Source organism: Lyngbya sp. CCAP 1446/10 (assembly GCF_026130175.1).
GTDB lineage: Bacteria > Cyanobacteriota > Cyanobacteriia > Cyanobacteriales > Microcoleaceae > Microcoleus.
Genome location: NZ_JAIGNI010000023.1, coordinates 25,772 through 37,826, shown reverse-complemented (window position 1 = coordinate 37,826; position 12,055 = coordinate 25,772). Strand labels below are relative to the sequence as shown.

Sequence of the window (12,055 nt, the reverse complement as noted above, 5' to 3'; positions counted from 1 at the left end):
AACCTGGTTTCTACGAGGAATATTCGGGAAGACAGGGAGAATTCCACTGAGAAACCAGGTTTTTGGCAGTTTACCAAAGCACAGGGGATTTAAGCCCCCACCTTTAGGTGGATTGTTTTTAGGCAGGGGCTTAAATCCCCGGCCTAAAAACTTCGCACTCAACTGTCAACTGTCAACTGTCAACTGTCAACTGTTAACGATCGCTATCCATGCGAACATCCCAAGCAATTGTGAGCGGCTCTAATAATTTTTGCTGGCTGCTAGAGGCGAGCAGGCCTAAATATTCGCGAACAACAGAGGCGTGTTCCACATTCAAACGATAACCCCGCGAGACATCTTCAAAGAAAAGCGGCTCGGCCAAAATTGCTTCCCAATCGGGATTTTGCCTCGACTCCTCGGCTAGCAGCATGAAATCTTCCTCCTCCGGCAAAAGTCCCGCCGGCAATTGTCCTGACAAAATCCGCAGAATCCGGGGCTCGCAGGTGCGCGTGTTCACGCCCTGGCGTTCCAATAACTGCAAAATTTCCTCAAAGCTCAGAGTTTCCCTGCCCAAAACCTGCATTAATTCCCACAGCAGAAAAAAGTCGCTGTACTGTTGCGGCACATCCAAAATTTGAGGATAGAGAGCCAAACTCGCCAACCCGCAGGCAACTTGACCACTTTTTTTGGAATTTTTGATGTTTTGCGGTAAATAACTTAATGGAGAATTGTGAGTTTCCGAAATATCTCGATCGCCCTCCCATTCCCGATCTTGAAGCACGATCGCATTCGGCAACTTCTGCCGCAACCAACGGGCGATCGCAGCCCAACCACCCATGCCCCCAGTACAAATCGCCTGATTAATCCCCGCCGGCGACATTCCCGCGCGGCTAAGCAAAGCATTTAATTCACGATTCAACTGCTGCACAAAAGGCACTAAAACTAGACTTTCCAAATCTTTGCGCTTCACATCCCAATGCTGCTGGCCAATATCCAAAACAAAACTTTCTTGATGTTGCAAAATAACTTTTATTTGCCTTGCAGCCTCTAACAATTGCAGGCCAAAAACAGAACCTTGCAACCGCTGCTGCAATTGATAGCGACTCGGTAAATCTGGATGTCCCGGACGTGGCAAATCGATCGACATTCCCCAAGTTTCATTTTTCGCCAACAACTGACAAATAATATCCTGATCGAAAGCATTGCCAGCCGCATCAAAACTTTGGCAAGTAAAATCAGCACGAGTTAAATCTTGAAGATTTTCCGGCAACTCAACTAAAGCTAATTCCACTGTCACCGCCCCCGCATTCAGAATCAAAGTTCCCCCGCTAAAAGACGAAGCATTTACAGTTAGCGGTGCAGCTTCTGCGAGTTCGCTATTAATAGAATTAATCGCCGAAGATGGCACTTCTGTGGGATTTTTGATGGGAATTACAGCAGCAACCAAAGTGGCGATCGCATCTTCTACTACAAAAATTTGCGAACCAGAAGCCACCAGATCCGCGCCCAAAACAGCCTCCCGCAGGTTAAACCGATAAGCATCCGACCAGCTCGCCGGAGTTCCCAAAATCACACCCTGCAAGTCTTTCAGGGCTGCATCGAGAGTTTCTGCTGTCAGTCCCGAAGCTTTACAGATTAAATTAGAAACTGGCAAGAGAGCAAAATTTGCCGCCATTGCAGAATCCAAAACTTCCCCCACTTTGCCAAATTTTTGCCCCTGGTTGCTCGGATTCAAAGTAGCCAGCAGCGCCCGCACAGCGTGCAGTGGTAGGGCGATCGACATAGCCCGATTTGACGACCACTGCAACAGCGGTTCGTACATCCCAGCAGTTGCGCGCTGATAAGGAATGCCCACCTTTAAAGGCAATTTAAAATTTTGCAGTAAAAATTCTCCCGCAGGTACATCCAACTGCCGGCATCCCACCGACTTGACTGTCACCTGCTGGCCACTTGTGCTGTTTGGGGCTGTTTCCTCGATCGCCACGACTGAGGGAATGCGAAAGCTCGCGCTCGCTGCGGCAAACTCAGCCTGCGGTGTTTCCCAGTAAATCGGGTGCAACTGGCCGCTGGCGCGATCGAGTAAAGCCGCCGACAGCCCACAGGAACCGAAATCAATGCCCAAATACCAACGAGAATTCTGGCGTTTTGGGGATTGAGAGGATGAAGGGGCGATCGCACCTGGAACAGAATGCAGCGCCGACTCTTGCTGCTGTGGAACAGCAAATTCGCTAGACTCGGACTCGGTTATTTTCTCAACAACTCCGGTTTTACTCTCTGTGGAAATTAGGTTTTTTTTTTACTTTCTGGAGGTTCGGCAGTTTGGGACTGTTCTCCATTGGTATCGTTCAAACTCGCCAAAATCTCGTCTAGCGTCAAATTCGATTCATCTTCCTCAGCAAACAAATCATCCTCAAGTTCGTCTTCTAAAACAAAGGGTTCATCCTCAGATGAAAGTTCCAACACGTCGGAGAACAAATCCTCCAGCGATCCGAGTTCTTCCTCTGCCGCTTCGCCAAAGGGATTGTCTGCACCGCCCGATGGATCACTCGCCGATAAATCTAAGCTGTTAACCGCACTGGAATTCGATCGCCGTTCCGCAGTATTGTCCAATCCCTCCAGATTGTAGAGGTCTGTCTCCAACAGTTCCAGAGTATTAACGTCCAACTTTAGGGCTCGATCGAGGTCATCTTCTAATGCCTCAACCGGTAGCAAATCCTCGTCCGGCGAAGCTTGGATGTAAACATCATCGAGTCCCTGGGACGAGGTTCCAAACTCGTCAGTTTGAACATCACGGGCACTCGGCACGTGGTTGGGTTGGTTGGGGCTAATTTCTGCTGGCGATGGAGGCGTAGCAGCAGTGTCGAAATACTCACTTAGGTTTTGAGCCGTTTCTAGATTTTCTCGATCGTCCAAGTCAACTTTTGCCGCGATCGAACTTAAGGCTGGCGGTTCTGAAACTTGAGGTATTGTTGTAACTTGTGGTTCAAATAAATCTTCAGTATCTAAAGTTAGAGCCTCTACAGAATTACCAATTACGAATTCTGACTCTTCATCTGTCATATAATCTGACAGCGATTCGCCTTCATCCAGCAGATTAGCAAACAAATCTTCAACAGTATTTAGGGGTTCTGCCCTTTCACTTTCTGCCACAATTTGAGATTGTGCCGCTGCACTTTCGGCAGCAATTTCACTATTTTCGATCGTAAAATCTTCTGGTTCTAATTCTAGTTCTGCGACGGCTTCTCCTGCAAACAAACTCGCGTACAAATCCTCAACATTTTCGCCATTTTTTGCTAACAGATCTTCCGACTCACTGCCAGAAAACTGAGTTTCCAGTCGAGGTCTTTCGGGTGAATAACCAAACAAATTGTCTGCCCAATCTGGGAGCGATAGAGGGGCTTCAAGGCGATCGCTATCGCGCCTCAATTTTCCGAATTGCGAAGAAATTTCTGTCCCGGCGTAGGGCAATCTGTCTTGATCAGGGAGTTCGCCGCTGCGCTCTTCACTGTCGGCGGTGGCTGAGGGTTCGATCGCAGTATTTGAGAGAGCGGGAGTGGCCCAGGAGCGATCTGCTGCGGTTGGGGTGGTCGTTTCGAGATTTGCCTGGGCGATCGGCTGCTGCACGTAAGAAGACCCTTCTCGTCTCAACTGTGTGGCCAAGTGGTTAACAAAAGCCGCCAACATTGCCTCGCTCTGCTGGCTCAAACCATACATATTATCGATTCCTTGTCCCAAGGAAGCTTGATAGCTTTGGAGATTTGCTTCCAAAGCCTCGAACACGATCCCCATCGTAGAATCGAGCCTCATCAGCAGACTGTCAGCACTAGCTTGGAAGCGTTGCATTTGCTCCAATCTTTGAGCTGGTGTCAACAACGGGTGTTCTTCTAAGGTTTGTGGGTTTAAAGCCGATGGCTGCGATTGTGCAGCACTGCTTGGTAACAACTGATTTTCTAGGCTACGGAAAATTTGCGATAAATCGCGATCCAAGCTTTCTTCCAAGCGCCCCGTCAGTACCTGCAAGAATTCAGAAATGATTTGCTGTTGGTTTGCTTGTTGCTGAGCTAGGGATTGTTGCTGCTGTCGTTTTGCTTCTAGCTGTTGGATTTCTTGAATTAAAGCTTGCTGCTGTTGTCGCAGAGCTTCTATGTCTTCTTGGAGCGGCCCCGTCAGGCTTGAGCGCAGGTTGCTGATTTCCCCGGTGACGGCAAGCATAATTTGCTCTGCTGCTGAGGGGCGATCGACCCTCGGCGGCATTTTGGGCACTGGAACTGGTTCCGGGCGGACATTTGGGCTGGCTGACCCTTTGCGGGCAGCTACCTTTGAGTCTGAGGAAACCAGATAAGCGCGAACTCGCTCTAAAAGTTGGCGCTGGTGGACAGTATCGATCGAACCCGTCCAAGGCAAGCGGGGTGCGGGCTTGCTGAGTACCTCATCAATCTCAGCAATAAGTGCTTGAATTTTGTACTTCTGAGAATTCAAGGGCGGAACCTCTGGGAATGCGGCTAGGGAGAAACTCGATCGGCAAAAGATTGAAGTCAGGCGGCAGCTATGCCAATAGATAGAATAATCTGAATGCGAGTTCGTCAATAATTTACTAATATTTTCCGACAACTGTGAATCAACCTTTTGCCTTCGGATGACTTCTCTTGCATATAATATGTTAGCCGGTACTTCCGCATCAAATGCCCGGTAATTCAGTTGACAGTTGACTGTTGACAGTTGAGGGCGACCTCTCCCGGTCAGGAAGAGGATTGGAGTAATAAATCGTCTGCTTTTAATTTCTCCCGATCAGGGTTCCGGCTTTAAACCAATTCTTTCTGGTAATTTCGACTGCCTGCAAGTGATCTCAAATTCTGTGGCTGCTGTCATTGTTTCCGGGCACAGACAGGCGATTCAGCCAAGAGGGATAGCAGCGATCGCACGAACTGCCACTGTCTCACCCATAACCCCGCGTTTGCGACGGTGGCCCCGCGCCCAGTCTCTCATCAGGTAATGCGGTAAATTTTTGTTTCCATCTTTCACAGACTTGGAAAAAACCTCAAACAATCTGCGATTTGGGATTCCCGGATTCCGGCTTGTCCCCGTACACTCAATTTGACAAATCTTTCATCATAGCTTTTGATCTGTGTTCATGGCTAGAGATTAATGGTACTATAATCTCAGGGGAGCATAAAAAAATGCTGGAAATTGAGTTGGTTTCGGTTGCCAAGAGCGCCAACATTTGGGCTGGGAATTGCTGTATATTTTTCTGGTAGTGCTGACATTTGACTGGTTGCAGAGAGTTGCAGTCGGATGTGGTCGCCGTCTGTCCGGTGTGCGGACTTATGCTGCCACTAGCCGATCGACTGCCGAGCCTGTTGACCACAAATCTCTGAGCAGTGTTAAGCTTGTGTTCGCGAAGTGCTTGTCTTCGGTAAGTCGATCGCTCAGTTGGTTGCCGCGCTGCTAAAATTTTGTTAATAAAATTTGCTCCGCGGTATGTATCTAAACAATTATGGTATGGTGTTTGGTTTCTAGCTCACAATCAGAGCTTGAGGCTATTAATCCCCATATTCGACCTTTGACGGCAAAACTTTAGAGGAAAAATTGCTGATTTTAGATCCTTGTTTCTCAAATGCTTGAATCTCAAATCGAATGACTCGGCTGCAAGCTATTTCTAACTGCCCAGCGCAGATCAAGCACATAAATTAAAATGATGGCCTCATGGAAGACCGCTTTAACGCCCGAGATCCAAATTCCGATATAAATCAATTGATAGTTTCTACTCCTTTTTTTGCAGGATTACCCGATCCTGTAATCGAGAAAGCAACTGTCCACATCGTTACCCGCAGTCATCCGTCAAATCAAGTGATTTTACTCGAAAATGACTGGGGAACATCCGTGTATTTTATATTGGATGGTTGGGTGAAAATTCGCACCTACAACCTAGATGGAAAAGAAGTAACGCTGAATATTTTAGGGAAAGGAGAACTATTCGGGGAAATGGCAGCGATCGAAGAAACACCGCGATCGACAGATGTGATCACCCTAGCCCCGACACTGATCGGAAATATGCCAGCTCAGGATTTTGTGCAGCTTATTCATACCGAGCCCCTCGCAGGCATTCGGCTAGCTCAATTGATGGCACGCCGCCTGCGGCAAGTCAACCGCCGTCTGCGTTTGCGAGAATCGGACAGTACCTCGCGAGTAGCAGATATTTTGTTATTTTTGGCAGAGGGGCAAGGAAAAATCATGTCAAGTGGAGGCACAGAAATTCCCAACCTGCCGCACAGAGAATTAAGTAGCCTCAGCGGGCTGGCTCGCGAAACGGTAACGCGAGTGCTCAGCAAGCTGGAAAAAAAAGGAACGATTCTGCGCGAACGTGACGTTTTGTGCATTCCAGACCTACACGCCTTAGAGCGTCTGTTAATGTAGAAGTATCAGAGACTGCTAATTAGAATCTAATTCAAAAGCACTCTCTGTTAACTAACTGATATTGATGATTTCTCGCCGGAGGTAAAGCTGTGAGTTTTAAGAAAATTTTCGCCGCCGTTGATGATTCCGATCTAGGCCACCGCGTCTTTAGTCAAGCTTTAGAATTAGCTGTGGGCGATCGGGCAAAGATGATGTTATTTCACTGCGTTACTGTCAACACGCTGGGCGAGACGGCAGTGCCAATTCCGGTCGATTTGGGCATGAATGTCGAGTTAATGGATCAAGCTTATCAAGCTCAACGTTTGCGCATGGAAAGGGAGGTAAAACAGGCTGAGGGTTTGCTGAAAAATTATAGCGACGCCGCCGCCAAGCAAGGATTGGAGGTGGAATTTGACTGCCAAATGGACGGCGATGCGGGGCATTCTGTCTGTGAACACGCCCAAACTTGGGGGGCAGATTTAATAGTAGTAGGAAGACGCGGCCGCACGGGGTTCACAGAAGCTTTCCTCGGCAGTGTCAGCAATTATGTTGTTCACCACGCATCTTGTTCGGTTTTTGTAATTCAGGAAGTCAAAGCGGAAAAATAATGCTGCTGAAAATTTTTGCTGAGAAATCCATCTAAAATAAGACTTGCGTTCGTACTTAAACCCGGTTTCTATGATCAAGATTAAATTTGGCGGCGACGCATCCAAACAGTGAAACCGGGAAGCAGTCTTATAGCGCGCAAGTCCTGTAAAAGCTATCATCTAAAATCTAAAATCGGAAAACTGGGAATCAGCCGTATAGCGGGCAAGTTCCGTAAAATCTAAAATCTAAAATCTAAAATCGGATGAGTGATTTTTTGTCAGCAGATGCCACGTCTAATTCGGGCAGTTCACCCAGTAAAAATAATGAGCCGGAAACCGCCGCTATTTCAGATTTGGCGGGCGATCGCAAAAATCCAGCTCCGGGAACGCCCACCACTAGGGAAGCGCCTTTGAGGCTCGTAGAAACGGCATTTTTAGCAAGTACCGCTAGCTTGATTTGGCTGATCAATTATTACTTTCCGCTAGGGCCTTTGCTGCGGGTTTTTTTCCCGGTACCCATTGCCCTAGTTTACCTGCGCTGGGGCAACAGAGCCGCTTGGATGTCAGCTTTGGTATCGGGTTTGCTGCTGTCGGTACTCATGGGCCCGACGCGAAGCATTTTATACGTGATTCCTTTTGGAGTTATGGGAGTTGCGCTGGGAGGACTTTGGCGGCGCAAAGCGAGTTGGTCTGTGTCTATTAGTGTGGGCGCGCTAATTGGTACTGTTGGCTTCTTTTTTAAGTTTTGGCTGCTGTCAGCTTTGGTGGGTCAAGATCTCTGGGTTTATGTAACCGCCCAGGTAACAGAGATTGTGGAATGGGTGTTTGTGAAGCTGGGCTGGCTGAGTGTGCCGAGTTTGAGTACAATTGGGGCGATCGCCGCTGGGATGATTTTGGTTAATAATATTGTCTATTTATTTGTAGTGCATTTAGTAGCTTTGTTGCTGCTAGATCGTTTGGGAAATCCGATTCCGCGGCCACCACGCTGGGTGCAAGTTTTAATCGATTATGAAGAGTAATCGGAAGGAAGAAGGAAGAAGGAAGAAGGAAGAAGGAAGAAGGAAGAGGGAAGAAGGAAGAAGGAAGAAGGAAGAAGGAAGAAGGAAGAGGGAAGAGGGAAGAAGGAAGAAAGATTTTGTAACTGATTTAACTGATGCCTGTTGAGGGAAGGAAAAAAATAAAATTATCCGCTTTACCTCTTTCTGGTTTTTCCGACAATTATCAATTCCCCATGACTAATGACTAATGACTAATGACTAATAACTAATAACTAATGACTAATGACTACTGACTACTGACTACTGACTAATTTATGATTCATACTTATACAGAAATTGAACAGGGCCAGCGGTGGCTCGATCGCTATCAGGGAAAAAAACCGATATTTGCCTGCGTGTTAGGATTTACCGCAACTGGCTTAATTCCGGGGATTTCGGCAGCAGGAGCAACCCCGCGCGATCGACAATTTACTTGTTTAGCCGATGCAGAATTTTTGTATAACGGCCCCCAACCGTCGCCGCAATATCCCTTGCCGCCCCTAGAAGCCGGGGCATCGCCGGTACTGATATCTCGCGCCGTAATCGAAGCTTTGGAAATTCCCCTTTACCTGTTTAATGCTGGTTTACCCCTGCCGCCTCCCGTACCTGCAATTGATCTGGGCGGTACTGCTGCAAAATGTCTCACTTCTGGGAATGCTTTAGAACTCGAAACAGTCAAACATTTGCTGGAACAAGGATTAATTTGGGGGGCTAAATTGGCCGCTGAAACTAATGGCAATTATTTAATTTTAGGGGAGTGCGTAGTTGGGGGAACGACTACTGCTTTGGGCGTGTTAATGGGTTTGGGAATTGCAGCAGCGGGCAAAGTTAATAGTTCCCATCCTCGCTGCAATCATACTCAAAAATTGGCTGCGGTGACAGCGGGACTAAATAATGCTGGGTGGGAAATCGGCGGAAAAAATAGCACTCCCCTGGATTTGGTAGCGGCAGTGGGCGATCCGATGCAAATAGCGGTGGCGGGAATGGCGATCGCCGCGAGTCGGACTTGCGGGGTACTTCTAGCTGGCGGCACGCAAATGCTGGCAGTGTATGCTTTGATGCAGGCTCTAACCCGCAAATATGCTTTGTTATGGTGTCCCGAACAAGTCGCGGTGGGGACTACGCGCTGGGTAGCCCAAGACCCTACAGGAGACACGGTGGGACTCGCTAAGGATATCGGCGGTGTGCCTTTGTTGGCTGCACAGTTAAGCTTTGCGGGTTCTCGGTACGCGCAACTACAAGCTTACGATCGCGGGTATGTGAAAGAAGGTGTCGGTGCGGGTGCGTGTGCGATCGCCAGCGGCTTGACTGCAAATTGGACTCCAACCCAACTCCTGCAAGCTGTTGAGGCCCTAGCATCGCGCTGTGAAATTAAACATTAAAACCGGGTTTTTCGTTTTCTGTGCGTCCCGGAATGTGAGGAACTTAAGATTAAAAATTCAGATTTGCGATCGAGCTGCGAAGCTAGTTGTGCTGCTCAATTAGCTTCGTTTGGGCTGAATAATTATATCATTTTCTGTAACATTTTTGCTTTCAGATTTACAGAATATTCTACACAATATCTCGCTTTGATGCAGTATTCCTACTGCTAATTGCGCGAGACTAAAATACTCTATTCAATGACTCTATATAGCCTTTCTCAGAAAGATCAGGTATGCGAACGGCATAGGGCATAGGGCATAGGGCATAGGGCATAGGGCATAGGGCATAGGGCATAGGGCATAGGGCATAGGGCATAGGGCATAGGGCATAGGGCATGAGGCTCTCCTCACTTTTTTGATAACCGCGATAAGTAGACGAGCAGAAATCAACGCAACTTGTATTGTTATATCTGGATTAATGCCCGATCGCCAGCAGCAATATCTAATTAGACCCGCCTACCTGTTGCGAGTGAATTCTTTTGGAGAGCAACTGTTCTTCCAAGGCAGCAATTCGATTGTAAGCTGCTGTTAGCTGAGCGGTAAGGCGCTGGATTTGAATCTCTGAACTTAGCTCTTTTTCCAAGCTTTGAGAATTCTTGTCGAAGTAGCTGTCATCTAACAGTATATCTTTGTGTTCGAGGAGCGCGTCGAGACGACTATAGGTTTGATATGACGAGGTTTTGTCATTTCCTAGTGTTCCAGGGCGATCGTTTTTTTGCTGCTGAATCAGCTTCGTCTCCTGGGCTGACTCCAATAACTTTTCATTGAGGTTTTCTATGAGTTTGTACAGAGCATCGACTTGCTGGGTCAATGCTGTAACTTGCTGGCGTAGGGCTTCCATAGAATCATCCTCTGGATAGTAATTTATATCTTTATATATAATATAAATCTTTACATAACTGGGATTTATCACTAAATTATTTAATTTTTGAGGTAATTGTTGTGTTCCCAATCCTGATGGTAGATTTACAGAATCAGCTTGAGAATTTGAGATTTGAGATTTTCTGGGACGCTGAAACGGGGGTTTTTAACCCATACTTCGTTCCAACCTTCAATCAGAGTTAAAAAACTCGGTTTCTGAGAGTTGGAGGGCGGAGTGTCCGGTGAGATTGACTCGCGCCACCAGTGCTTTGGGCAAAACAGACTCCGATCGCATCAGAACCGAGTACAATAGCTTTGTGTTTGAGGAATAAATAAAACCAATCGGCGCTAAATACCGGACTCGACAAAGAATTATTTACCGGGCCGCAGAACACAAAACATCGGTCAATATTTAGAAAAGCGGATTCACAGGTGAAACGAAGGTCTTTGCTATTGGGCGCAGCCACCCTAACTTTAAGTCAATTGGCCGCAGGGTGCGAGTCGAAGCCCACTCTCAAAATTCGATCGCTCAAAAACGGTATTCCAGCCCAACTCGCAAGCAAATTTAGCCGCGACTTACAACCGTCTCCGGTTTTGCAGGTAACGCAGGAAGCACAATTAAAAGAATTATTCGCTTTGTTGCAAAAGTGGAAACGGACACCCGCAGCCAAAAATCAAGCTGACTTGGTGATGTTGGGAGATTATTGGCTGACTGTGGCAATTCGGCAAAAATTGATTCAGCCGATCGATCCTGCTACAATTAATAATTGGTCAAAATTGCCCGAAAGATGGCAAAAACTCGTCAGACGCAACGATGACGGTCAATTAGACGCTAAAGGTCAAGTTTGGGCTGCACCTTACCGCTGGGGAAGTACGGTAATTGCCTATCGAACCGACAAATTTAAGGCTTTGGGGTGGACTCCGACAGATTGGAGTGACTTGTGGCGAGTCGAATTGCGCGATCGAATTTCGCTACCGGATAGTGCAAGAGAAGTTATAGGTTTAACATTAAAAAAACTCGGAAAATCTTACAATACTCAGCAATTAGATCAAGTTCCGAATCTCAAAAAAGAACTGGCAAACCTGCACGGACAAGCTAAACTTTATAGTTCCGATTCTTACTTGCAACCCTTGATTTTAGGCGATACTTGGTTAGCCGTCGGTTCCTCTGGCGATGTGCTGCCGCTGTTGCAAACTCAAAGCGATATTGCTGTAGTAATTCCTGCTTCTGGAACTGCACTTTGGACGGATTTGTGGGTACAACCCGCATCAGGAAAGCCAGTTTCTTTAGCAGAAAAATGGATTAATTTTTGCTTGCAGCCTCAAATTGCTCCTCAATTGTCTTTGCTGGCTAAGGCTAGTTCGCCCATAATTGTCGGCATGAAACCGGAGGATTTGCCGGCAGATGTGCGCAGTAATTCTGTGTTGTTACCGGAGGCTAAGATTCTTGCTGCTAGCGACTTTCTGCTGCCTTTCGGGGATGCGGGGATTGCACAATATCGATCGCTCTGGCAAGAAATTCGGCAAGTAGTGAAAGGCTAAAAGTGAGTTACGTAGTTGCGCTTCAGCGCTCTTTGATCTATGAAATAGCGGGGAGCATCGCAGTTTTACATTTATAATGCTGTCCCCGCTCCCGTATTGTACAATAGGCGATCGGGACAGCATTCAAAGAAAAAATGCTTTTCGCAAAAATGAGATGCTTCCAAAGAGCGCTGAAGCGCAACTACGTACCTTAGAACAATAAAAAAATAGCACGGGTTGAAGAGTTAGTATTTTA

At 47.2% G+C, this 12,055-nt stretch carries 10 protein-coding genes; 6 read left to right on the top strand and 4 right to left on the bottom strand.

Annotation, left to right across the window (positions count from 1 at the left end; translation table 11 throughout):
• Nucleotides 1-193 precede the first annotated feature (193 nt).
• Both K4039_RS11965 and K4039_RS11960 read right to left on the bottom strand, forming a co-directional pair.
• Entirely contained in the window at nt 194-2,101 is a 1,908-nt protein-coding gene (locus K4039_RS11965) for a hypothetical protein (RefSeq protein ID WP_265235413.1), read from the bottom strand.
• A gap of 161 nt (nt 2,102-2,262) precedes the next feature.
• Nucleotides 2,263-4,458: a hypothetical protein gene (locus tag K4039_RS11960; protein ID WP_265235412.1), complete on the bottom strand. Its 2,196-nt coding sequence runs from the start codon at nt 4,456-4,458 to the stop codon at nt 2,263-2,265.
• A 1,224-nt stretch (nt 4,459-5,682) separates the two neighbouring features.
• On the opposite strand from K4039_RS11960, the gene K4039_RS11955 reads away from it, so the two are divergent.
• The 5 genes from K4039_RS11955 to cobT all read left to right on the top strand — a co-directional run bounded on the left by K4039_RS11955 (nt 5,683) and on the right by cobT (nt 9,378).
• Entirely contained in the window at nt 5,683-6,393 is a 711-nt protein-coding gene (locus tag K4039_RS11955) for a Crp/Fnr family transcriptional regulator (RefSeq protein ID WP_265235411.1), read from the top strand.
• Between the two features lie 89 nt (nt 6,394-6,482).
• Nucleotides 6,483-6,980 (top strand): universal stress protein, encoded by a 498-nt coding sequence (locus K4039_RS11950; protein WP_265235410.1) that lies wholly within the window; start codon nt 6,483-6,485, stop codon nt 6,978-6,980.
• A gap of 242 nt (nt 6,981-7,222) precedes the next feature.
• Nucleotides 7,223-7,978, top strand: coding sequence for a DUF2232 domain-containing protein (locus K4039_RS11945; protein ID WP_265235409.1), 756 nt, complete (start codon nt 7,223-7,225; stop codon nt 7,976-7,978).
• The gene (locus tag K4039_RS11940; protein WP_265235408.1) at nt 7,968-8,123 is read left to right on the top strand and encodes a hypothetical protein; all 156 of its coding nucleotides are present in this window, start codon (nt 7,968-7,970) and stop codon (nt 8,121-8,123) included. The genes K4039_RS11945 and K4039_RS11940 overlap by 11 nt, the downstream gene beginning before the upstream one ends.
• Nucleotides 8,124-8,271: 148 nt before the next feature.
• Nucleotides 8,272-9,378, top strand: coding sequence for a nicotinate mononucleotide-dependent phosphoribosyltransferase CobT (cobT, locus tag K4039_RS11935; protein WP_265235407.1), 1,107 nt, complete (start codon nt 8,272-8,274; stop codon nt 9,376-9,378).
• Between the two features lie 481 nt (nt 9,379-9,859).
• Here the strand turns inward: cobT and K4039_RS11930 are convergent, their stop codons facing one another.
• Together K4039_RS11930 and K4039_RS11925 are read right to left on the bottom strand one after the other, a co-directional pair.
• Nucleotides 9,860-10,258, bottom strand: a complete 399-nt coding sequence (locus K4039_RS11930; RefSeq protein ID WP_265235406.1) for a hypothetical protein — start codon at nt 10,256-10,258, stop codon at nt 9,860-9,862.
• Nucleotides 10,259-10,478: 220 nt separating this feature from the next.
• On the bottom strand, nt 10,479-10,646 hold the full coding sequence (locus tag K4039_RS11925) for a hypothetical protein (protein ID WP_265235405.1): 168 nt from the start codon (nt 10,644-10,646) through the stop codon (nt 10,479-10,481).
• A gap of 64 nt (nt 10,647-10,710) precedes the next feature.
• Here K4039_RS11925 and K4039_RS11920 point away from each other — a divergent pair, with 64 nt between their 5' ends.
• Nucleotides 10,711-11,820: an extracellular solute-binding protein gene (locus K4039_RS11920; protein WP_265235404.1), complete on the top strand. Its 1,110-nt coding sequence runs from the start codon at nt 10,711-10,713 to the stop codon at nt 11,818-11,820.
• Nucleotides 11,821-12,055: the final 235 nt, after the last annotated feature.